This window comes from Enterococcus sp. MMGLQ5-1 (assembly GCF_013155265.1).
In the GTDB taxonomy this organism is placed as follows: Bacteria; Bacillota; Bacilli; order Lactobacillales; family Streptococcaceae; genus MMGLQ5-1.
In genome coordinates this window covers 98214-121395 of sequence record NZ_JABJXU010000009.1, presented here as the reverse complement: position 1 = coordinate 121395, position 23182 = coordinate 98214, and the positions used below count along the sequence as shown (strand labels likewise).

Annotated in this window: 21 protein-coding genes; 9 read left to right on the top strand and 12 right to left on the bottom strand. The window is 37.3% G+C overall.

Features of this window, described 5'->3' with window-relative positions; translation table 11 throughout:
• Position 1: 1 nt before the first annotated feature.
• From yycH to yycF, 3 genes are all read right to left on the bottom strand, one after another.
• On the bottom strand, positions 2–1258 hold the full coding sequence (gene yycH, locus HOY35_RS10110; RefSeq protein ID WP_172213285.1) for a YycH family regulatory protein: 1257 nt from the start codon (positions 1256–1258) through the stop codon (positions 2–4).
• Positions 1258–3096: a cell wall metabolism sensor histidine kinase WalK gene (gene walK, locus HOY35_RS10105; RefSeq protein ID WP_172213346.1), complete on the bottom strand. Its 1839-nt coding sequence runs from the start codon at positions 3094–3096 to the stop codon at positions 1258–1260. The genes yycH and walK overlap by 1 nt, the downstream gene beginning before the upstream one ends.
• A 209-nt stretch (positions 3097–3305) precedes the next feature.
• A complete protein-coding gene (gene yycF / locus HOY35_RS10100; RefSeq protein WP_172213283.1) occupies positions 3306–4013 on the bottom strand; it encodes a response regulator YycF in 708 nt (235 codons plus the stop codon).
• Between the two features lie 297 nt (positions 4014–4310).
• On the opposite strand from yycF, the gene HOY35_RS10095 reads away from it, so the two are divergent.
• From HOY35_RS10095 to HOY35_RS10065, 7 genes are all read left to right on the top strand, one after another.
• Positions 4311–5069: an amino acid ABC transporter ATP-binding protein gene (locus HOY35_RS10095; RefSeq protein ID WP_172213281.1), complete on the top strand. Its 759-nt coding sequence runs from the start codon at positions 4311–4313 to the stop codon at positions 5067–5069.
• Positions 5070–5121: 52 nt separating this feature from the next.
• Complete coding sequence (locus HOY35_RS10090) at positions 5122–5928, top strand: transporter substrate-binding domain-containing protein (protein ID WP_172213278.1); 807 nt, start codon at positions 5122–5124, stop codon at positions 5926–5928.
• Between the two features lie 3 nt (positions 5929–5931).
• On the top strand, positions 5932–6582 hold the full coding sequence (locus HOY35_RS10085; protein WP_172213276.1) for an amino acid ABC transporter permease: 651 nt from the start codon (positions 5932–5934) through the stop codon (positions 6580–6582).
• Between the two features lie 12 nt (positions 6583–6594).
• Positions 6595–7257 (top strand): amino acid ABC transporter permease, encoded by a 663-nt coding sequence (locus tag HOY35_RS10080; RefSeq protein WP_172213274.1) that lies wholly within the window; start codon positions 6595–6597, stop codon positions 7255–7257.
• A gap of 892 nt (positions 7258–8149) precedes the next feature.
• Positions 8150–8980, top strand: a complete 831-nt coding sequence (locus tag HOY35_RS10075) for a DegV family protein (protein ID WP_172213272.1) — start codon at positions 8150–8152, stop codon at positions 8978–8980.
• A gap of 15 nt (positions 8981–8995) precedes the next feature.
• Positions 8996–9841 (top strand): SGNH/GDSL hydrolase family protein, encoded by an 846-nt coding sequence (locus HOY35_RS10070; RefSeq protein WP_172213270.1) that lies wholly within the window; start codon positions 8996–8998, stop codon positions 9839–9841.
• Position 9842: 1 nt separating this feature from the next.
• Positions 9843–10448, top strand: a complete 606-nt coding sequence (locus HOY35_RS10065) for a YpmS family protein (protein WP_172213268.1) — start codon at positions 9843–9845, stop codon at positions 10446–10448.
• 320 nt (positions 10449–10768) lie between these two features.
• Here HOY35_RS10065 and HOY35_RS10060 read toward each other — a convergent pair whose 3' ends face one another.
• Positions 10769–11551: a DUF559 domain-containing protein gene (locus HOY35_RS10060; protein WP_172213266.1), complete on the bottom strand. Its 783-nt coding sequence runs from the start codon at positions 11549–11551 to the stop codon at positions 10769–10771.
• Positions 11552–12105: 554 nt separating this feature from the next.
• On the opposite strand from HOY35_RS10060, the gene HOY35_RS10055 reads away from it, so the two are divergent.
• Positions 12106–12741, top strand: a complete 636-nt coding sequence (locus HOY35_RS10055; protein ID WP_172213264.1) for a hemolysin III family protein — start codon at positions 12106–12108, stop codon at positions 12739–12741.
• Between the two features lie 194 nt (positions 12742–12935).
• Complete coding sequence (locus tag HOY35_RS10050) at positions 12936–13697, top strand: carbonic anhydrase (RefSeq protein ID WP_172213255.1); 762 nt, start codon at positions 12936–12938, stop codon at positions 13695–13697.
• A 247-nt stretch (positions 13698–13944) separates the two neighbouring features.
• Here the strand turns inward: HOY35_RS10050 and HOY35_RS10045 are convergent, their stop codons facing one another.
• The 8 genes from HOY35_RS10045 to tpiA all read right to left on the bottom strand — a co-directional run bounded on the left by HOY35_RS10045 (position 13945) and on the right by tpiA (position 22932).
• The gene (locus tag HOY35_RS10045) at positions 13945–16449 is read right to left on the bottom strand and encodes an S-layer homology domain-containing protein (RefSeq protein ID WP_172213253.1); all 2505 of its coding nucleotides are present in this window, start codon (positions 16447–16449) and stop codon (positions 13945–13947) included.
• A gap of 285 nt (positions 16450–16734) precedes the next feature.
• A complete protein-coding gene (locus tag HOY35_RS10040) occupies positions 16735–17310 on the bottom strand; it encodes a hypothetical protein (protein ID WP_172213251.1) in 576 nt (191 codons plus the stop codon).
• Positions 17311–17897: 587 nt separating this feature from the next.
• Entirely contained in the window at positions 17898–18575 is a 678-nt protein-coding gene (locus HOY35_RS10035) for an Rpn family recombination-promoting nuclease/putative transposase (RefSeq protein ID WP_283770056.1), read from the bottom strand.
• Positions 18576–18581: 6 nt separating this feature from the next.
• Positions 18582–18842 (bottom strand): hypothetical protein, encoded by a 261-nt coding sequence (locus tag HOY35_RS10030; protein ID WP_172213247.1) that lies wholly within the window; start codon positions 18840–18842, stop codon positions 18582–18584.
• A 138-nt stretch (positions 18843–18980) separates the two neighbouring features.
• The gene (locus tag HOY35_RS10025; RefSeq protein ID WP_172213245.1) at positions 18981–19616 is read right to left on the bottom strand and encodes a DUF421 domain-containing protein; all 636 of its coding nucleotides are present in this window, start codon (positions 19614–19616) and stop codon (positions 18981–18983) included.
• Positions 19617–19631: 15 nt separating this feature from the next.
• Positions 19632–20075 (bottom strand): DUF3290 domain-containing protein, encoded by a 444-nt coding sequence (locus HOY35_RS10020; RefSeq protein WP_172213243.1) that lies wholly within the window; start codon positions 20073–20075, stop codon positions 19632–19634.
• A gap of 142 nt (positions 20076–20217) precedes the next feature.
• Positions 20218–21525, bottom strand: coding sequence for a phosphopyruvate hydratase (eno, locus tag HOY35_RS10015; RefSeq protein WP_172213241.1), 1308 nt, complete (start codon positions 21523–21525; stop codon positions 20218–20220).
• 648 nt (positions 21526–22173) lie between these two features.
• Positions 22174–22932, bottom strand: coding sequence for a triose-phosphate isomerase (gene tpiA / locus HOY35_RS10010; protein ID WP_172213239.1), 759 nt, complete (start codon positions 22930–22932; stop codon positions 22174–22176).
• Positions 22933–23182 lie beyond the last annotated feature (250 nt).

Here is a 23182-nt window from a genome sequence, read left to right as displayed (position 1 = left end):
CTCACACTAAATCTGACGTATCGCGCCATTCATCATCAATCTTCACAAACCATTCTGGCACTAATTCAACAACCTGTGTGTTATCTCCCAAATTATGCCAAGTGTAGCCAATACAGATATTTTCAATCTTGATAGAGGGATTTTTGGCTTTGATAGCTTCAATCAACGCTTGACTAGATTTCAAAGAAATCGTAGCATCTGTTGGAATCGGTACTTGGATTGCTTCTAAGTTTGTCATAACTGTTTTGATTGATTGTTTAGCATTAACTTCAAATGAAATTTGTCCTTTATAATCATCATTAATAATCGGATAGCCTTCGATAAACATTAGATATTGCAAATGATTATTATTTTTTTCAAACAGCCTCAGATTAGTTAACTCTTTACTCACTACCTTGACATAGGTCAGGCTATCAGCCAAGCTTTTTTCGCCCGTGCCAGTTTCCTTAAAGGTAACAATGCCAGTGTTCTCATTGACAATAAGTCGGGTAGAATCATTGCCAAGGTAAGTAACCTCTGCCTGAGAATCAATGGTTTGGATTTCATTGTTATTACCAAAAAATAGTGTTTTAAAAATATTTTGCGCTTGCCTACTATAAATATAATTATATTTTTTTAAAGTAACACTATCTTGATATAGATACATAAAATGATTATCAATTTGACTCAGGACAACAGGTATCGTTTCATTCCCAGCTTGATTGATAATCTTGGTCAATTGCGCTTTCGAAAACTCAACAGTGGTCTCAAGTATCGACCGATTATCATCATTATAAAAAATAAGTTTATTTTGCTTAGCATTAATCGCAATTCGATTGAATTCATTCATTGAGATATCCGAAGCATCAAGGTTTAATTCGTAATATTTAATATAATCACTCAAAGCAAAGGCATAAGGATAAACAAGCTCAATTTGTCCCGCCTCATTAATCGCATCCGAATAATTGGTAGCTGACAACATCTTGAGTTGGCTAATTTTTTTAAAATTCATACTTGAAATCTGATCCTGAACCTTTTTGATTAGACTATTACCGATAACAATATCTGATTGATTTGTATCATGCCGCACAAGCTGATTCGCTAAAAATAATCTTTTTGTATCCAATTCAGTCGTGTCCTTAACCTGATTAACCTGACTAGTAACCTTTTCGCCATTAACAGGGTGTAACCAAACATTATAAGTGAAGAAGAGGCTTAACGAAACCAAAAAAATGAGTAAAATTACTCGAATTCGATCAATCCAAATATTACGTTCCATTAATCCCACTCCTCTACTTCAAAATCTTCTTGCTCTGGCAAGACAAGTGTAAAAGTCGAACCTTCGCCCTCCTGACTCTTAGCCCAAATATAGCCACCATGAGCCTTCATTACCTCACGAGCGATTGCTAAGCCTAAGCCCGTGCCACCTTGTTTTCGAGCGCGCGCCTTATCTACGCGATAAAATCGATCAAATATTTTACCGAGATCTTTACGTGGAATCCCCATCCCCTCATCAGTGACACTCAAAATCACTTGATGCTGTACTGTTTTAAGCACGACAGTGATTACACCACCATCAGGAGAATATTTAATCGCATTATTTATCACGTTATCTATTACTTGCGTCATCTTATCTGTATCCACCTCAACCCATGCAGTTTCAAGCTGGAAATCACGTTCAATAATATATTTCTTTAAATCACTATCATTGTTCATCATCTGATCAAAACGATTTAAAACAAATTCCACTAGATTAACAAAATTAACAATTTCTAAATCCAAATGGACATTCCCATCATCCATTCTAGATAAATTTAATAAATCATTAATCATCCGAATCATTCGGTTTGTTTCTTCAAGTGAAACATCAATAAATTCTGGGGCTATCTTGGAATCACGCCAAGCACCATCCTGCAGTGCCTCAAGGTAGCTTTTTACCGAAGTCAATGGAGTGCGCAATTCATGCGAGACATTAGAAACGAAATTACGCCGCTCACGCTCGTTTTTTTCCTGCTCAGTGACATCATGCAAAACTGCAACCAAGCCGCTGATAAAACCTGACTCTCGGCGTAGTAGCGCAAAGTCTGATTTCAAGGAAATAAAGTCTTCATTCGCATCTACTCGATCAATGACAATTTCTGGGCGATTTTCTAATAAATCGCGCATCGTATATTCCTTTTCTAGCTCAAAAAGCTGTAAAATCGAAGTACCAATGACATCTGAACGCGCCATATTAAGCTGATCCAAGGCTGGCTGATTAATCAAAACCACCTTGCCCCGACGATCAGTTGCAATAACGCCGTCAGTCATGTAGGTCAAAACATTATTCAGCTTATTTTGTTCACTTTCCATTGTATCCTGCGTTCGCTCAATACGATTGGATAAAAGATTAAAGGTAGTTCCAAGCTCTGAAAGCTCATCCTCTCCAACAACCTTAATCTTGCTTGAATAATCTCCATAAGCAATTTTAAACGCCTGCTTTTCCATTTCCTTAATTGGTTTAGTGATTGAACGGGCAAATAATAAGGCAACAATGACGGAAATTAAACCAGCAACTAAAGAAGCACTATAAAAGATCGTTGCAATATCTTGAACTCGGTTATATTGTTGACTAATATCACTCTTAACATAGATTGCACCTAAAACCGAATCCCCTGTACTATTTTGAATCGGCTGAACATTGACGTAAACCTGTCTTCCGTCTTCAACAATTTCCTTGCGTTTTAAGGTAAAATCAATCAAATCCAAATAGTCATTCTTTTTACCAATTAATTCATCATTGCTTGAACCGACGGCTGCCCGAATAACCTCTTTACTATCTACAATTCTTGCCTCTAGAATGTCTGAAGCATTAAAAGATTCTAATTGATTTTGCAGCACTTCATTTTTCTGATCATCAGTCTCAGTCATATCGCTAAAAATATCGCCAGCACTCGTTGCTAGCTGTGAAACACGATTATTGACAGTCTCCTTGTAGTCGGAAATCGTCGTTTGCTCTAAATTTTGGATAAAGATATTACCGATAATTTCTATCGAAACAAGTAAAATGAGTAGAAATGAAATCGTAATTTTAAAATTAATACTCTTCCAAAACGCCCATTTCTTCTTTTTTACAATCAAATCCTACCCACCTTTCCTAAGGATTAGCTTAGCTGAAATTATTTAAATAATTAATTTCATATTCTGATAAGGTCTGCCTACGCTTGAAAATACAAAATTACACTACTATAAATATAAAGATAAAAATTGCCAGAGTTTCTCGCTCTGGCAGATACGCTATTTTATTTGGCATAATCAGCTCGGCTTGATTTAGCTAGCTAACGTACCTAATCAGTCTCCGGATTTCTCAAGTAATAGCCCACACCTCGACGTGTCACTAAATAAACAGGACGACTTGGTGAATCTTCAATTTTTTCACGAAGACGTCGAACGGTAACATCAACTGTTCTCACATCGCCAAAATAATCATAGCCCCAAACAACCTGCAATAAATGCTCACGAGTCATGACTTGACCAATATGACTGGCAAGATAATAAAGCAGCTCAAACTCACGATGAGTCAGCTCGATTTTTTGACCACGCTTTGAGATAATATACGCTTCAGGGTGAATCGTTAATTCCGAAATCGCAATATCCTCTTTAGAATCATCTGATTGCTTACTAGGCTCACTTTCTCCACCACGACGTAAATTGGCTTTGACACGCGCAATCAATTCACGATTTGAAAATGGTTTGGTCACATAATCATCAGCACCTAATTCCAAGCCCAATACCTTATCAAACTCCGAATCCTTGGCAGAGACCATAATAATTGGTGTATTATGGGTCTTACGAATCTCACGGGCTACCTCAAGACCATCCACCTTCGGTAACATTAAATCCAATAATACCAAATCAGGATGTTCCTCATTAAATTTTTGAATCGCTTCCTCACCATCAAAAGCTGTTGAAACCTCATAACCCTCTTTAGTTAAATTAAATTTTACAATATCCGAAATCGGTTTTTCATCATCTACAATTAGAATTTTTTTCAATCAGTACACCCACTTTCCCATTGTTTCTTTATTATAGCTAATTTTAGAACAAATGTAAAAGCAAGGCATCTTTTGCTAAGCTAATTACAGGCTTTTTTTAAAGACTTACGAAATCACAGTATAAAAAAAGGCTTTTTTTTAACTATTAAACCAGTAAAATGCGTTTGAAACCGCTATTTCAGTCGGCTTGCTCATCTTTCAATTTTGACATTTGTTTAAAGCTTTGATAAACTAAAAAAGCGCTATGTTAGATTTTATAACATTTCATGCAAAATTATAAAAAAGGAAGTGCTCTGTATGATAAAATTTTCTCACGTCGAAAAATATTATGGTGATTACCATGCACTAAGAGATATCAATCTCGAAATCGAGAAAGGACAAGTCGTTGTCTTAATCGGTCCTTCTGGATCCGGTAAATCAACATTAATTCGGACAATTAACGCACTTGAGGAAATCAATAGCGGAACACTTGATGTAAATGGGCACGATGTTTCCAAGGCTAGTCCAAAAGAATTAACTAAGCTTCGTAAGGAAGCTGGAATGGTTTTCCAGCATTTCAACCTTTATCCTCATAAAACCGTTTTAGAAAATATTACCCTCGCGCCTGTCAAGGTTCTAGGTCAAGACATTAGAGAAGCAACCCGAACTGCTGAGAAATTCTTAAAATTTGTTAGTATGTGGGATAAAAAGGACGCCTATCCAAATACACTTTCTGGCGGTCAAAAGCAACGAATTGCGATTGCGAGAGGCTTGGCAATGAACCCGGAATTATTATTATTTGATGAACCAACCTCAGCCTTAGATCCAGAGACGATTGGTGATGTTTTAGCAGTTATGCAAAAATTAGCCAAAGAAGGTATGAGCATGATTGTTGTCACTCATGAAATGGGCTTTGCCAGAGAAGTAGCAGATCGTGTTATTTTTATGGCTGAAGGTCAAATCCTTGAAGATACCACTGATGTTCAAGGCTTCTTTGATCATCCAAAGGAAGAACGTGCCAAACAATTCTTAAGTAAAATTATTAATCACACCTCTGACAAAGTCATTTCTGACTAATGCTACAAGATTAATAAAAAATGAATAAGAAGAAGGATAGGAGCACATGATGATGAAACCAATCAAAAAATTGCTACCACTTGTGGTAAGCCTTGTGACCTTGTTAGTACTGGCAGGGTGCAATAAAGGCTTAGCAGATAAAAATGTAGCTGAAATCGTTCAAAGTGACCAAAAAATTATTTGGGGCGTTAAGAATGATACAAGATTATTCGGCATGATTAATATTAAAACAGGTGCGATTGAAGGCTTCGATATTGATATCGCTAAAGCAATTACTAAAGAAATACTTGGCGATGAAAATAAAGCAGAATTTGTCGAAGTAACGAGTAAAACGAGAATCCCTTTACTAAAAAATGGTAACATTGATGCAATTATTGCAACGATGACGATTACAGATGAACGTAAGAAGCAAGTTGATTTTTCACAGGTTTATTTTGATGCGGGACAATCGCTCTTAGTTAAAAAAGGATCCGATATCCAGTCCGTTGCAGATCTTGATTCCTCTACAACAGTCCTAGCTGTAAAAGGCTCGACTTCAGTAGTCAATATCAAAAAAGCAGCGCCAGAGGCTAAGGTTTTAGAATTTGAAAACTATGCAGAATGCTTTACTGCACTCAAATCCGGTCAAGGTGATGCAATGACAACCGATAATTCAATCCTTTTGGGCTTACAAACCGACAACCCCGGCTATGAATTAACTGGCGGTAACTTCACTAATGAGCCATATGGTATCGCCATCAATAAAGGTCAAACTGAATTTTTAGCACAAGTCAACAAGGCTTTAGACACATTACACGAAAACGGTACCTACGATAAAATTTATAATAAATGGTTCCCAAATTTGAAGGAGGCGGAGTAAGTTATGCTAACAATCATTCAAAACTACTTGCCTGAGCTACTTTCCGGCTTTAAGGTAACCCTCTTTTCAAGCGTTATTGCTCTAATTTTAAGCTTAGTCATTGGCACACTAATGGCAATCTTACAACTTACTAAAAATAAAATAGTCGCCTTTTTAGCCAAAGCCTATGTCGAAATTTTTAGAAACATTCCACTTTTAGTCATTGTGATGTTTTTCTTCATTGTCTTACCAATGAGCGGGCTACCTGTAGACGGCTTCACTGCCGGTACAATCGGACTTGCTCTATATACCTCAGCATTTATCGCCGAAACCATTCGGGCAGGGATTCTTGGTGTCCCAATCGGACAGGTTGAAGCTGGATTATCCAGTGGCTTCACCTCGTTCCAAGTTTATCAATACATTGTTTTACCACAAGCCTTTAAGATTGTCATTCCACCACTTGGCAATCAGTTTATCAACTTGGTTAAAAATAGTTCAATTTTAGCGGTTGCTGCTGGTCTTGATTTAATGTATCAAGGCGATGCGATTGCAAGCTTAACCTTTGATACAGTTAACACTTACATCGTTATCGCTGGTTTTTATCTAATTCTGACTTTACCATTAAGCTACCTGATGAATTATTTAGAACGCCGCTGGTCAATTACAGAAGGATAGGAGGATAAATTAATGGAAAATTTTATAGATGCTTATTCTTGGATTAATTTACGCTTCCTTTTCAAAGGTCTGGTCGTCACTTTCCAAGTCGCTACAGCTTCGATTCTATTAAGCTTCTTAATCGGTACGCTGCTCGGCTGGTTACGCTTTGCCAAGCTACCGATTATTTCAAAAATTGTTGGATTAATTATTGATATTATCCGAAATTTACCACTGCTACTCATCATATTCTTTACCTACTTTGCGATTCCGCAGCTAACAGGCATTCGCTTCAATATATTCTGGGCAGCCGTTACTGCTTTGACCATCTTTGAGTCTGCAATGGTTTCTGAGATTATTCGAGCAGGATTAGTTGCCATACCTAGAGGGCAAATGGAAGCAGGTCTATCAACCGGGCTAAGCAAAAAAGAAACAATGTTTTATATCATTTTTCCGCAGGCCTTTAGAATGATGATTCCCGCATTGGTTTCTCAATTTATTTCGCTAGTTAAAGATACATCACTTGCCATCATTATTTCATTACCAGAATTAACCCATCAGGCACAGATTATCTATGGTCAAAATTCTAATTACGTAATACCAATGTTCTTACTCTTAGCAGTAATCTATTTCATTATCTGCTACTTCTTAAGTATCATCTCAAAAATATTGGAAAAAAGACTCAGCTATGCTTAATATTTAAGCAATCGAAGGTGGGACAAAAGCCGTTTACGCTTTTTAGATAATCTAGCTTCAACGGCTTGAAAGTATCGGCATAAGCTGAAAAAATAGATAGGCAAAGAACGCCTTTACTATTTTCCAGTCTTATGCTCAACTTTCAAAGCAAGCCGTTTCAGCTTTTTAGGCATCTATCATCCTATGGCATTGCAGTTGTCGCCTTGTCCCTTAAGTATAAAAGCAAAATGTGATTGCTTATCAAACTCTAATCCGTCTAAAAAAAGAAAGTTACACATAGATATACGCATAGTACCTCTTATGTTTCACTTTCTAATCGAATTCTTTTAGAGCCATGATGAACAGTAAACAATAAGCTTAAGACATCTGAAGCTTAACGCTTTAGCGTTCTAGTTGAGCTGTTGAAAAATTTTATTGTTTAAGGAGTGTTTCGGTAAATCAATGTGCTAGATAAACAAACTGCTTTCTATCTCCGATTAAAACTGTGAAAAATAGACGAATCATTCGTTTATCTAGTCAGACGTTCCCTGTCTGATTAAATGACTTATCTATTTGAACAGTTTTGAGAGAGAAAGCTTGTAAATTACGAACAATACGAAAGGGGTTAGGACTTTATGTCCCAGCCTCTTTTTTATCTGATTTTCACAACTAAAATTTATTGTCTTCCGCCACTATAGCATTTTCACTAATTTTAAATATTTATTTATGAAAAAAAATATATACTTTGATATAATCGAAATAGACATAATACTGGTAGAATCGTTATAACCCTTTATAAATTAGCGTTAGATAACCAGTTTTTTATTATTTTCCAATTCAAACCGAAAACGAACCAGCAAGGTCAAGTCGACTAGGGTGCAGGTCCGTGGATTAAAAAAGGAGTATTCATTTTATGAGTAGCATAAAAATCGTGACTGATTCTTCAATTACAATTGAAGAGGGTCTTGCCGAAAAATTAGGAATTACCATTGTTTCCTTGTCTTTTATGATTGATGGTGTTGTCTATCAGGATAGCGAAGTATCCGGTAGTGAATTTATGCGAATGATGGCACAGGGTAAGACATTGCCAAAAACAAGTCAACCACCAATTGGTGAATTTGTAGAAATTTATAAAAAATTAATGGCTGATGGCAGTCAAATCATCTCTATCCACATGTCGCAATCCCTTAGCGGAACAGTAGAGGCTGCGCGACAAGCTAGTAAGCTAGTTGAAGGAGATGTCACCGTTATTGATTCTGGTTTTACTGATCAGGGACTGGCTTTTCAGGTCATTGAAGCAGCTAAATTAGCTCAAAACGGTGAAGCTAAAGCAGCAATTTTAAATAAAATTGCCGAAGTCAAAGATAAAACCAAGCTCTATATTGGCATCACTAATCTCGATAACCTAGTTAAAGGCGGAAGAATTAGTCGTCTGACTGGCGTTATGTCTAACTTTCTAAATGTTAAAATTGTTATGGAATTTATTAATGGTGAGCTTCGACCAATCGTCAAAGGGCGCGGCACAAAAACATTTATGAAATGGTTTGAGGACTGGAAAAATGAAGTTGATTTTTCACAAATTACGGCATTAGGCATTTCTCATGCTAATGGACTTGAGCTTTCTGAAAAATTTAAGGCTGAGCTTAGCAGTCACTTACCACAAATTTCAATCCCTGTACTAGATACTGGCTCAATTATCGCAACGCATACCGGTCCTGGTGCATGGGCCATTATGTACTATTAATAAATTTTATATATTATGAATAAAAAACAAAGAATATTAACCGAGTGGGGCCTATGTGCAATCGTTGCGATGCTCTGTTTTATCCTACTCAGTTTATCGATACCAAAGGCAGGTACAGAATTTAATAATAAAAATTTTTTAATTGAAAAAAGAGTTGAAGTATTTGATTTTGTAGCAATTGGCGACTCACTTACTCAAGGTGTTGGTGACTCAACCAATCAGGGTGGCTTTGTACCGATTCTTGCTGACCAATTAGATGCTACCTATGGCTATCGTGTTGAAAGCGCTAATTATGGGGTCAGCGGTAACACCAGTAGTCAAATTATTAAGCGAATCGAAGAACAGAAAAAAATTCAAAATTCGATAAAAAACGCAGAAATCATTACGCTAACCGTTGGTGGCAATGATGTGATGAAGGTTATTCGCGAAAATTTTGATGATCTATCTGAAAATTCATTCAAAAAACCACTTAAAGCCTATCAAAAAAGATTGGTTACATTAATCGAGCTCATTCGCAAATACAATAAAAATGCGCCAATTTATGTTTTAGGTATCTATAATCCTTTCTATCTAAATTTTCCTGAAATTACCACCATGCAGGACGTCATTGATAACTGGAATCAAGAAACCGAAACAACCGTCACCGAAAACAAAGCTTATTTTGTACCAATTAACGATGTCCTTTATAAAGGCATTAATGGTGATGAGGGTGTGACCAGTCAGGGCGAAAGCGACAATAACGCCTCAATTACAAATGATGCCTTGTTTGAAGAAGACCACTTCCATCCAAATAATACAGGCTATCAGATTATGGCGAATGCGATTATGAGTAAAATTAAACAGACAAAGGATGAGTGGTAACGTGAAATCACATGACATTAGAAAAAAGATTGTTCGTTTTAACGAATGGAAAATTGCTTTTTTGGTACTCTTAGGCTTAATTATCGGCGCTTTGCTATTTGTTGGCTTCAGAATTACAGAAAACAGAGAACCCGTCATAAATAATACCGCAACAATCGCCAAAAAAGGTGATACATTAGCAACCTTTACAACCAATAAAGCAAAAATTAATAAAATTATTAATACTTTCTTAGCAGACTATCAAACCAAAAAATTGAGCTATCAGTTTTATCTCGATGATCAAGTCGTTTTAGAAGGTAGCTATCAGTTTTTGGGTATTGAAGTGCCACTCTTTATTTATTTTGAACCTTATAAATTAGAAAACGGCAATATTCAGCTCAAGGTCAAAAGCGTTTCCGCGGGTACCCTAAGCCTACCAACGTCGGCTGTTCTATCCTTTGTCGCCAAGGAATATGCTGTACCACAATTTGTTAAAATTGATGCCAAGAAAAATTATATCGAGCTACAGCTCAACCAGCTTAATCTCGGCAAGGATTTATATATTAAGGCCAAGCAAATTGATACCATGAATGATGAGTTTAGCTTCGACCTTTATCAAGGTGGTTAAAATATTATAAAAAGCTGTCACACGAACCGTGACAGCTTTTTCGCTAAAATCAAACGCTTGGTTGATGATATTGGATTTATTTCCGGGAAACAATACCGTTTTCGCAAAAAAAAGCCAACTAACACGTGAATTTGGTATTGTTTCCGAGAAACAATGCCGTATTCGCACAAAAAAGCCAACTAACACGTGAATTTGGTATTGTTTCCGGGAAACAATGCCGTATTCGCAAAAAAAAGCCGACTAACACGTGAATTTGGTATTGTTTCCGAAAAACAATGCCGTATTCGCAAAAAATGCTCTTAACAGGGAAATTTGGCTAATTAATAGTGAACTTTTTCTATTTTCCGACCAAAATATCTACGATGGGGAATTTCATAATGATCTAGTTGCTGAAAAAAACGGTTATTATCTAAATCAGAATTCATCACACGCATAATCTCATAGCCCTCATTAAGTAAATCAGATTCTCTTTGACGTTCAGCAGATCTCGCATTAACATCTTCACTGTATTTTATAAGACCATCTGCCTCCAGAATTACCTTCCTACCACGAAATAAAAATAAAAAATCTACACGATAATTCTTACCATTACGACAAAAAATTACTATTTGTTGTTTTGGAATAACCATTCCCATTTCATACAATTTCAATCGAACTTTAGTTTCCAACGGGGATTCATCATTTACACTAGCAAATCTCAAATAATGTCTCAGTCTTGCAATACCACCCTTCCACTTGTTCTGTTCACAATAACTCAAAATTTCTTCAATTGTAAAATCATTATTATGTAAATGATGACTGATTGACGAAATAGCTGAAATTGCTGTATCATAAAGGCAAATTTCTGTAAGCAAATCAATAAGTGAAACAACCTTAAAACCTCTTATCTCCATTTGCGAAAAATGTGGATGAATATGAGTAATAACTTTTCGATTAACAAATTTTTTGCTTAACTGAACTGTATGAATTTCACTTTGACCCTCACCATCCCATCTCGGCGTTCCATACAAAAGCGCTGCATTAGTATAACTAAATACAGCATATGGATTTTTTCTCAAATAACCTTTCATTAACATTAATAATAAATGCTGCTTATCATTCATTCTTCCAGCACCTCCTAATTATTTATGTCTAATTAATACTTCGTATTTTTGAAAGGTTTAAATCGCTTCTTATAAAAATTTTAATATATTTCCATGAAACAATTCCAATTTCGCAAAAAAGCACCACCTAACACGTGAATCTGGTATTGTTTCCGTGAAACAATTCCAATTTCGCAAAAAAATACCACCTAACACGTGAATCTGGTATTGTTTCCGTGAAACAATTCCAATTTCGCAAAAAAATACCACCTAACACGTGAATCTGGTATTGTTTCCGTGAAACAATTCCAATTTCGCAAAAAAGCACCACCTAACACGTGAATTTGGTATTGTTTCCGTGAAACAATTCCAATTTCGCAAAAAAATACCACCTAACACGTGAATCTGGTATTGTTTCCGAGAAACAATACCAATTTCACATTCAAGCAAGATTGTCAGATTTTCTAACAAATCTTTATAATTTGATTCACTATTTTAATAAGCTTTATAATTATTTTGTGCTATGATATAGATGTGTTAGCTAATACAATTATCTAATCAGAACGGAGGTAGAAATGTTAGAAAGTAAAGCATATAAAATTGTCAACGAGGTATTTAACGCCGTCACACATGGGATTGGGATGATTTTAGCAATCGTTGGACTGATTTTTTTATTAATTAAATCACACAATGTTGTTTCCACAACAGCCTATGCGTTATATGGCAGTACATTAATATTACTCTTTCTATGCTCTACCTTATTCCATAGCTTAATTTTTACAAAAGCAAAAACTGTTTTTCAGATTTTCGATCATAGCTCAATCTACTTACTGATTGCCGGCACCTATACGCCTTATTGCTTGATAAGCCTCAAGGGCTGGGTTGGTATTGCCCTGCTAGTTACAATTTGGGCATTAGCCATTCTTGGTGTTGTATACAAGTCAGTGTTTTTACCCAAGCTATCTAAAATCCCCAAAATATCAACAATTATCTATATTATTATGGGATGGCTATGTATTTTAACAGTTAAACCCTTACTAGACGCGCTTGGCTGGAATGGATTTCTACTACTTTTAATTGGTGGTCTATGCTACACGTTGGGTGCTGTCTTTTATAGCTTGAATAAGGTACCATTTATGCACGTTGTCTGGCATTTATTTGTAATGGCTGGGGCAACCTTTATGTACTTCTCAATTTATCTTACGACTTAAGAGAACTGCTATTGAAAATTTAAATCATAAAAAGAATTGCTTACACTCTCAGTGCTAGGCAATTTTTTTATATTCTATTATGTTTCAGCTTTTTAAAATAACAAATATAAAAAACGACTGTTCCTTTCATCAATATAATGAGATATAATATTTAAGTGTTTTATTTAAAATAACTATTTGGGAGATGTCAAAAAATGAAAAAAAATCTATTTTCAATCATCATGTTAGCCAGCGCAAGCTTACTGCTAATATCTTGCGGTACTAATAAAAATCAGAGCGAAAATAGCTCAACTAAAGAAACAGCTGAGCATTCACAAAAGGCTGAGCATATTGACTATGATGACCAAGAAGATTGGGAGTTTACCTCAGGCGAAATGCAATCACCGATTGATATCACAACTAAGGATACAATAGCTATGAGCCCTGACACAGGACAAATCAGCTTGGACTACGGCAAAGACATCACCAAGGCAGAAAATAACGGTCACAGCATTCAAATTACTGATGGCGGAACCGCTGTAATTAATGGCAGAAATTTCGTACTAAGCCAATTCCATTTCCACAGTGAAAGTGAGCACACTATTAATGGCGAGCACTATCCAATGGAAGCACATTTCGTGAACACTGCTCAGGACGGGCGAATTGCCGTTATCGGTGTTTTCTTTAAAGCGGGTGCTGAAAACAAAGGTTTTCAGGAGGTCTTAGATGATGTCAATAATGAAGAAACAAATCCAATCACTGACCTAGATGATATGATTCCAGCAAACAAGAGCTACTACCACTACTTAGGCTCATTAACAACACCACCATTAAATGAAAATGTAGAATGGTACGTAATGAAAGAGCCTGTTGAGGTTTCAGCTTCTCAAATCGATGATTTCAAAAAGCTCTACTCACACAATAATCGAAAGGTGCAGCCATTAAACAAACGCGTCATCCTAGAGCATGCTGAGTAAAAATTGCGAACTAGTCCTAGCTTTCCCGGAAACAAGACCGATTTCGCAGAAATATAACAACTAGCAAGTAAATTTAGTTTTCTATCTGAGAAACAAGACCGATTTCAAAAAAAGGCGGTACCGATACGTTTTCTTAGAAAAAAAACATATACAGCCTGCTATACGTAAAAAAACTAGAGCCACAAGCGACCATTCATTTGAATGTCACTGATGACTCTAGTTTTTAGTATTGCAGGGAAGCTGCTAGCTATTCAGCTGATTGTTTGGTCACGTCACTAAAACGTTTCAAGAATAATGCTGCATGCTGTCTAATCACGTTATCTTTTGCACCAAAAATGTTGCCATAGCCCTTAGCAATATTATTGGCCGCTAGCCATGTAATTGCCTTAGCAAATTGATTGCTCGCTGGGACATCTGCAAAGACTTGATCAGCTACAACTTCTGGTTCTCCCGCCTCACGATATAAGAAGGCGGCAAATTGTTCACGAGTTACCTTATCATTTGGACCAAAGTAGCCGTTACCATAGCCAGTTGTAATACCTGCTGCCTTCGCCCAATTGACCGCCTTTTTAGCTTCATCATTTTGATCGGCAAGGTCTGGGAAAGCAGTTGTTGTTGCTGCTTTTGGACTACCTGCCAAACGATATAGGAAAAGCACGGTTTGAAGACGTGTCAAGCTATCGTTAACGCCAAAGTTAGTATGACCGTCGTTATCAGTATCGGCATAGCCTGTGGTGACTTTATTATCTAATAGCCACTCGATTGCTGCTTTTGCTTCTGCATCAGGCAAATTAACCACGTCATCTAAGATCAGTCCTCTTTCAGCTGCAGCAATTAGCTTTTCAAGCGCTGCCTTGGTTTCAGGATCCTTGATATTTTCAAGCTTATTTTTAGCTGCAGCAAAGTTTTCATTTTCCAAATCTAATAAAATCAAGGCTTTAACTGGTGTATCAGAGATTAACCAGTCAGCTTTTTGGATTGCCGTCACCACAGCTTCAATCTCTTCAACTGTTGTCGCTTTATCAACTGAGGTGAAGGCTGTTGCCTTATCAGCAGGTGATGTATAAGCTAACTCATTAATCGCTGCTTTCGCATTTGTTTTAGCTGTTAGCAATGCTTGAGCCGCATCTAATTTAGCTTGTAATTCAGCCTTTTTAGCGGTATCGATCAATTGATTAATCTTTCCTTGAGCGGCGTCAAGGTTAGCCTGTCCGCCGGTTTGGATTAAGGTTTCAATCCCGGCAGCGTCAACACCAGCGCCACCTGTGCCTTCGATTAATAGCTGATCCGCGGCTGTATTGGCAGCAGTATAGGCATCAGTGATGACCTTAACCAATTCAGCAGAAGTCGTTGCAGCTAAAGCAGCTTTAGCAAAATCTGAATCGGCTGCTGGAGTTTCTAAGCCATCGTCTGTAACCGTCCATGCAGAAGTTTTCCCCTCACCAAAGAATACTTTTAGCAAATCATCAACCTTACCGAGATTATTTGCCGCAGCGGCTTTCGCTAGGGTATCCGCCTGAATCGCTTTTTTCTTAATCACAGCAATTTCAGCCGCATTTTTGGCCGCAGTAATTTGGGCTTTAAAGCTAGTCTTTTGAGCAGTCGACAAGCCTCCTAGGTCATCAACAGCTTCATTAGCAGTTGTTTTTTCGCTAGTTAATGCTACGAGACGGCTATTTTCAGTAAAAGCAGTACCACCATTAACGGTAGCGTCATCAAAGGCTACAATTGCTGCAACCTCAGCTGTACTTTTCGCTGCGTCGATTTGCACTTTATAGTCAGCAACCTGTTCAGCTGACAGGTTGGTCAATTGACTCAAGCCGTCCTTAGCTTTCGTTTTGGCTAAAGCAAGGGCCTCAGCCGCTTCGGCAGCAGCCTCTAAGTCAGTTGCAAGAGTCTCTCTTGCAGTATCAAGAGCGGTTGCAATACCAGATTCACCCTGTGCACCGGCAATACTTTCTCTTGCTGTCGCAGCACCAATAGCTCCTAAGCCTTTTTTAACAAAAGTATCAATCAGTGCAAGAGCAGCTTGTTTTTTAGCCTCTAAGCCAACCTGATCTGCAAGATATTTATCTTCCTTGGCAAGCTCAGTATAGGTCGCAATCGTTTCATCAAGATACGGTGTAATTGCTGTGATTTGATTTTCTAACTTGCTCAGCGCAAGGGCTAAACCAGATTTAGCAACAGCTCTGCTTGCAAAATCTGAAATCACTGAAACCAAAGCAGCAAGTGAGTCAGTTCCGTCAGTTTCATCTCCAAGGTCAGTAGCTAAGTCTTCCCCATGGGCTTCAGTTAAACCAGCAGTGACCAAAGCAGTCACTTGGTCAGTATAGATTTTCACAAAATCGGCTGAGACAGATGCTCCGACAGATTTGTAGGCAGTCAAAACAGCAGCATCAACACTAGCTTGTTTAGTAGCAATATTTCCATTGTCTTCAGATGTTGTTAAAGCTAATGCTTTAATCGTGTCAACCGCAATTTTTTTAGCCTCGGCAGATAATTTAGTAATGCCATTCACCTCATCAATTGCTGCTTTTTTATAAGCATTGAACGCTGTGATATCAGTGTCGACAACATTGTCTGCCGCCACCCTTTGCGCACCTAAAATGCTGATTGAGGTAATCGGTGCCGCTGCTAGCTGTATGCCAACGGCAAACAATAACGGTGCAACGACCCACTGTTTTTTGCGCTTATACATTTTAAAAGATTGCTTGCTTTCCCCTCGAGATAAACTATGCTTGTTTAAATTCATTTTTTCTCCTCCAATAATACCCTTTAGATTATTTTTTATTTAATTTCGGGAAATCCCCATTAATTAAAACCTTGATTTGCCACTGTAGCTAATCTTGCCCAAACGCCCCTTCGCTTGAACAATGCCTTGTAATCTTAACCCATTCAGTTGTCAAGGTACCTCTATAAACTAGCACTCGATATACAAATCGTCATCTAATAATATTTTCATCATATCGTTAGATAAAATTAGCTTACGATTAGTAGTTTATTATAAATAATTATAAAAATCAAGGCTTTTTTCATTTTATTTAATTCTCGTTAAAATCGGATCACAGGTTGTATTTGTAGCCTCAAAGCTTGCTTCACCTCTTTCAGCACCATGCCAACCAATCCGATAGGTAAATCCTGGGCCTAAAATGTTTTTGCCAGCTGACACTTCGACATGAATAAAATACAAATCACCGTCTCTGAGCTTATCCCCTGCGCCAAACCAATCCATATCGATGGACTCACTATAGCCAGCACTCAGCCATTTACCACTCCAAATCACCTCACGAGTCGCATCGAGGATTTGCAATCGGCAAACAAACCAACCTCGATTGGCAAGCTCATTTAAATAAATTACTTCATCACCATAGCCTTCTCCCTGCAGCTCAAGCGCTGGTAATGAGGCAGCATTAGCTAACCAGCCTTTAATCTCTGCTTGTGTCAAATCCACCCCTAAATCAACCTGCCTCGATAGCTTAAAAAGCTCGTCTGCCGTCGCCTCAAGATTGGGGCAATCATCAATAATCCCCCTCAAATAAGCTTTTGAAACCGACTGAGCAAGCTTATCATCATGATTAATCCGTTCAAGCACACGCATCAGCTTAAATTCCATATAACCTCCCCTCATTCACTATAAAAAAACTATTATCACATTAAATTTTAATCTTTTCAAGCCGATAACGCAAGAATAAATGATAAAAAAATGAGTTTTGTTGATTGCCGATGGAAAAATCAACGAGCTGTCGGTGAATCTGGCATTGTTTCCCGGAAACAATACCGAGTTCACAAAAAAACACCGTCTGAAACGCGAATTTGGTATTGCTTCCGAGAAACAATACCGAGTTCACAAAAAAACACCGTCTGAAACGCGAATTTGGAATTGTTTCCGAGAAACAATACCGAGTTCACAAAAAAACACCGTCTGAAACGCGAATTTGGAATTGTTTCCGAGAAACAATACCGGATTCGCAAAAAAACACCATTTGACACGCGAATTTGGAATTGTTTCCGAGAAACAATACCGAGTTCACAAAAAAACACCATCTGAAACGCGAATTTGGAATTGTTTCCGAGAAACAATACCGAGTTCACAAAAAAAACACCGTCTGACAGTGAATTTGGAATTGTTTCCGAGAAAGGGTCACGAAAACAGCTAAAAACCATCGCTCGAAGTACTGATGACCACGAACGATGGTTTAATTATTTATTATCCTGACTAGACACGCCCTGTATTTCCTGCAATTGCACCTCGTCAAGACCTGTCACGGATTGAACCAACAATAAATCAACACCCTGCTGAAAAAGCTTTCGCGCAAGATGAATTCTTTCTGTCAGTCGCCCTTGTTCTATACCCTGTTCTATACCTTCTGCCTTACCTCGTCTTTCACCTTCGAGAAATGATTCTTCCAGATACAGCTGACTGTGCAATTTATTACGTTCCCTTTCGCTAATCATGGCAATCTCCTCCTTTTTGAGTGATAACACTTCGGTTTCCGTCACAATCTTCTTGAGATAGTCAGGAGCGGCCTCGTCTACTTGATTAAAACGGAATAAGCTCGCCCAATTTCTAACTACATTATCACTGGTTTTCCCGACTTTTGCAAGCTCTAGAATGGCGATTTGCAATAATTGTTCGTTTTTTTCACCGAGATAAAAAATGTCATTTTTTCGGTCGTATAGCTCAAACTTATGAAAATAACTGTCATCTTTTTGAAAGGCAATAAAATCAATTATACATAGCGTATAGACTGGTATTAGTGAGCTGTAGTATTTGGCAAAGCCTTTTGGTGCATGCCGTTTTTTGTCACCATAGTTATCGGCATAGCGGCTTGCCTCATAGTGTAAAATCCGTTCCATAAAATAAGGGTGGCTGCGCAACTGAATCTAGATAATGATCTGCTGATCGTCAGCCATGTCGACCAAGATATCAACTTCTGTTTCAGAGGCTAAATTACCACTGTCTGTCAGCATGGTTTCTGGATGGTATGGCTGAATAAAGTAAATATCCTTTGGCGTGAAATGAAAAAAATCCTCAATTAAATGAACAGTGTTTTCCTTATACCGCGGATTGGCAAACGTCCGCTTCGCACCAATATCACTTTTGATACGTAAATGATTATCGATAATATAAAAACTATTTTCCATAAGCACCTCTTAAATAGATTTGGCAGGTGTCCATTCACCCCCTGCTGTTTATTACGGAAAAAGTTTTAAAAGCGAATATCACAATATTCACAGCAGTAATCCCAAATTAACAACTCAACGAGCGGTGCCAACGTTGAGTCATTCAAAATAACCGTAGAGATTAAGCTTTCCAGAAACATATTCTCCAAGATAGACATCGCCTATTTTGTCAAAGCCTCTTGTATTTGCCTGCTCTAACAACCATGACTCATCTTTACTAATTAACTCTAAGACATCCAAATTTGCCTGACCATCAACAATAATTGGATAGCGAATATTTTCATCACCAAACTCCATAATTGTCAGCTGACCATTTTGCTCAAGTACGGCTCGCTTGACTTGTTCAATCTCATAAACACCATTAGAGCGTAGCTTAAACATCAATTCATTTGCCGAAATACCACTCCTAAGACAATCCTTAACCTTCAAACGTCCATTTTCAATTAAGGGAATCGGCTTGCCATCAACCATCATTTTAATATATCTATTATGCTCTTTAGCATATTTTAAAATGAGAACAAGTAAAGTCCAGATAATCAAAACCATAACAAACTGCAGGACGGTGATTGAATCATTATAAATAACACCACCGATAATACCACCGAGAACATAGTTTTGCACCTGATCCATCGCTGAGGTTGGGGCGAGGTTACCCTTACCCATTAAATTAATTTGAATGACTAAACAAATAATACCAAGTGCAAGCTTGATAATAATTGGGCTGTATAATTGCATTTTGAGCTCTCCTGACTATTTATTAATTATTTGCGCTTCACCAATCAAATACGTTTCGTTTAGTGTATAGGAACTTTGATCTGGACTTAGCTTAACTGTATAATAGCTTTGATTTATTTTGACAATAATACCATCTACGAGCTCTGTTGAATTAACATAAATCTCGTTGGCACCAATCTTTTTCGTATCAGATAATCGCTCGACAAAATTAACCATTTGAGAGGATTGCGAGTGCTTGGTTTCATTATTTTGATAATCAGAATACTGGACACCAAGTGAAAATAATAAAAATAAGAAAAAAATGATACTTAAATCTCGATATTTTGTTTCTAATCTATGCCGAAGATATAAGCTAAAAACGACTACCAAAACAATCAGCGAGCCGAAGATAAAAAAGTATTTTAAATAATCATTAATATTCGATTGTGATTTTAAATATTGAATCCCATAAAAATTCATAATAGCCTCCAAGTATTTATTAATAATATAATATATTAATAATAACATAAACAATGAATCAATTAATTAAAGCAAAAAACAGCCGAGAAATTAATCTCGACTGCTTCACTCAATCTTAGATTCTATCAGTCTAAAGGACTTTTTAGAAACGAGAAGTGTCTTTGATGTTGTAGAATGATTTCAAGCCTTTGTATTCTGCAACGTCACCTAATTGGTCTTCAATACGTAATAATTGATTGTATTTAGCAATACGGTCAGTACGTGAAAGAGAACCAGTTTTGATTTGACCAGCGTTAGTTGCAACCGCAATATCAGCAATTGTTGAATCTTCAGTTTCACCTGAACGGTGAGAAACAACAGCAGTATAGCCAGCTTCCTTAGCCATTTCAATTGCTTCAAAAGTTTCAGTTAAAGTACCGATTTGGTTAACTTTAATAAGGATTGAGTTAGCTACACCAAGCTCGATACCTTTTGATAATTTTTCAGTGTTTGTAACAAATAAATCGTCACCAACTAATTGAACTTTTTCACCAAGCGCTTCAGTTAATTTCTTAGTACCATCCCAGTCGTTTTCATCTAAACCATCTTCGATTGAAATAATAGGGTAAGTGTTAACTAAATGTTCATAGTAAGCAATCATTTCTTCAGTTGTTTTTTCGCCTTCGCCTGAGTCAGCTAATACGTAAACACCTTTTTCTTTATCAAAGAATTCTGAAGAAGCAGCATCCATAGCAAGAACGATATCTTTACCTGGAACATAGCCAGCTTTTTCAATTGCTTCAACGATTACTTCAAAGCCTTCTTCGTTTGAACCTAAGTTAGGAGCGAATCCACCTTCATCACCAACTGAAGTTGCTAAACCACGAGCTTTTAAGATTGCAGCTAATGCGTGGAATACTTCAGCACCATAACGTAATGCTTCTTTGAATGTTGGTGCGCCAACAGGCATAATCATAAATTCTTGGAAGTCAATTGAGTTATCTGCGTGAGAACCACCATTAATGATGTTCATCATTGGAGTTGGTAACACTTTAGTGTTGAAACCACCTAAGTAGTGATATAAAGGCACTTCTAAGTAGTCTGCAGCAGCGCGAGCTACGGCGATTGAAACACCTAAAATCGCATTCGCACCTAATTTACCTTTGTTAGGAGTACCATCTAAAGCGATCATTGCGCGGTCGATCGCTTGTTGATCACGAACATCATAGCCAATAATTGCTTCAGCAATAATGTCATTCACATTTGCAACTGCCTTTTCAACACCTTTTCCGCCATAACGAGATTTGTCGCCATCACGTAATTCAACAGCTTCGTATTCACCAGTTGAAGCACCTGAAGGAACCATACCACGTCCAAATGCACCTGATTCAGTGTAAACTTCCACTTCGATTGTTGGGTTACCACGTGAATCTAGGACTTCGCGAGCGTAAATATCAGTAATAATTGACATATTGTAAATTCTCTCCTTTGAGTTTTTTATATTAAGGGACCTTCCCCTAACGACAATTTAATTTTATAACTTTTTACAGTAAAATTCAAATGTTACTCAGCTTAAAAGCACTAATATTTAGCAAATTTAAACCTATAAGATTTAGATTGGATTCTTAACCTGAGTAAAGCAATAAGTTTCAGGTGATTTTGGGTTTCTTTCTGAGAAACAATACCGATGTCACAATAAACCTATTATTTTACTGCAGCTAGTAATGCTAAGAATGATTCTGCTTCTAATGATGCGCCACGCGTCGAGACAGGCTACACTTGCGACAAGAAAATCAAAAACTATTTTCTTGTCTATCGTTTCGCAATCTCTCCTTTTCTCACAAAAATGGTACTCAGCACTACTTTCAATTTAAGCGACCAAAGGAAGATAAAATTGATTAGTAGTCGCTGAGAAAATCATCATTACTTAATGAATGTAAAATCTAGTTTCGATGACCAGCGACTGGCAAAAAGATAAATTTTAAAACCTGTGTGAACATAGAATCTTAAAATTTCCTATTTTGCGACGTCGCCAAGCGGCCATCTCAGCTTTTTAGATAATTTTTCATTTTTGTGAGGCACTGAGTCGGCGGCGCTTTAAAATCATTTGAATAATAGATTATTTCACTGCAGCTAGTAATGCTAAGAATGATTCTGCTTCTAATGATGCGCCGCCGACTAGGGCGCCGTCAACATTTTCTTTAGCCATATATTCCGCAATGTTTTCTGGTTTAACAGAACCACCGTATTGAATACGAACAGCTTCAGAAACAGCTTTACCGTATAATTTTTCAACAGTTTGACGCACAACGCCACAGGTTTCATCTGCTGTATCAGCTGTTGCTGATTTACCAGTTCCGATTGCCCAGATTGGTTCATAAGCAATTACTAAGTTAGAAACTTGTTCAGGTGTTAAATCCTTTAAAGCTGCAGTAATCTGACCTTCAACCCATTCGCCAGTTTTACCAGCTTCATAGGTTTCAAGCGTTTCACCACAACAAATGATTGGTGTAACACCATTTGCAATGATTGCTTTCGCTTTTTTGTTGATTTCTTCATCAGTTTCATGTTGGTACTCACGGCGTTCACTATGACCAATGATGATGTATTCAACACCAAGGTCAGCGATTGCAGCCGGTGAGTTTTCACCAGTGAAGGCACCAGCATTTTCAAAGTAGCTATTTTGAGCAGCTAATTGAACATCTGAACCTTTTAAGATTTCAGCTAAGGGTGCTAAAAATAAAGCTGGTGAGCCGATTACAGAATCAACGACTGATTTAGAAGGTACTTTTGTTTTTACAGCCTCAGCAAAGGCTTTTGCTTCTGCTAAGGTTTTGTTCATTTTCCAGTTACCTGCAATGATTGGTTTGCGTGACATGATTTCTCCTTTAATTTTCAATTATTAATTATTAATTATTAATTGTTATTTTTCTGTTAAAGCTGTTAGGCCTGGTAAGTCTTTACCTTCTAACAATTCCATAGAAGCACCGCCACCTCGTCACAAAGCCCTACACTTCACTACACAGCGATTTATCGCTGTGTAACATTCGTTTCGGGTTTGTTTCTCTTCTCGCAAAAATGTTCTTTAGCACCTAATGCAAAAGCTTTCATTCCGGTGGCTGAGTTAA

Bases quoted from the DNA above. Each gene is read 5' to 3' on its own strand.
- yycH (WP_172213285.1), bottom strand. From the start codon at position 1,258: ATGGAACGTAATATTTGGATTGATCGAATTCGAGTAATTTTACTCATT.
- HOY35_RS10095 (WP_172213281.1), top strand. From the start codon at position 4,311: ATGATAAAATTTTCTCACGTCGAAAAATATTATGGTGATTACCATGCA.
- HOY35_RS10090 (WP_172213278.1), top strand. From the start codon at position 5,122: ATGAAACCAATCAAAAAATTGCTACCACTTGTGGTAAGCCTTGTGACC.
- HOY35_RS10085 (WP_172213276.1), top strand. From the start codon at position 5,932: ATGCTAACAATCATTCAAAACTACTTGCCTGAGCTACTTTCCGGCTTT.
- HOY35_RS10080 (WP_172213274.1), top strand. From the start codon at position 6,595: ATGGAAAATTTTATAGATGCTTATTCTTGGATTAATTTACGCTTCCTT.
- HOY35_RS10075 (WP_172213272.1), top strand. From the start codon at position 8,150: ATGAGTAGCATAAAAATCGTGACTGATTCTTCAATTACAATTGAAGAG.
- HOY35_RS10070 (WP_172213270.1), top strand. From the start codon at position 8,996: ATGAATAAAAAACAAAGAATATTAACCGAGTGGGGCCTATGTGCAATC.
- HOY35_RS10060 (WP_172213266.1), bottom strand. From the start codon at position 11,551: ATGAATGATAAGCAGCATTTATTATTAATGTTAATGAAAGGTTATTTG.
- HOY35_RS10055 (WP_172213264.1), top strand. From the start codon at position 12,106: ATGTTAGAAAGTAAAGCATATAAAATTGTCAACGAGGTATTTAACGCC.
- HOY35_RS10050 (WP_172213255.1), top strand. From the start codon at position 12,936: ATGAAAAAAAATCTATTTTCAATCATCATGTTAGCCAGCGCAAGCTTA.
- HOY35_RS10045 (WP_172213253.1), bottom strand. From the start codon at position 16,449: ATGAATTTAAACAAGCATAGTTTATCTCGAGGGGAAAGCAAGCAATCT.
- HOY35_RS10040 (WP_172213251.1), bottom strand. From the start codon at position 17,310: ATGGAATTTAAGCTGATGCGTGTGCTTGAACGGATTAATCATGATGAT.
- HOY35_RS10030 (WP_172213247.1), bottom strand. From the start codon at position 18,842: ATGGAAAATAGTTTTTATATTATCGATAATCATTTACGTATCAAAAGT.
- HOY35_RS10025 (WP_172213245.1), bottom strand. From the start codon at position 19,616: ATGCAATTATACAGCCCAATTATTATCAAGCTTGCACTTGGTATTATT.
- HOY35_RS10020 (WP_172213243.1), bottom strand. From the start codon at position 20,075: ATGAATTTTTATGGGATTCAATATTTAAAATCACAATCGAATATTAAT.
- eno (WP_172213241.1), bottom strand. From the start codon at position 21,525: ATGTCAATTATTACTGATATTTACGCTCGCGAAGTCCTAGATTCACGT.
- tpiA (WP_172213239.1), bottom strand. From the start codon at position 22,932: ATGTCACGCAAACCAATCATTGCAGGTAACTGGAAAATGAACAAAACC.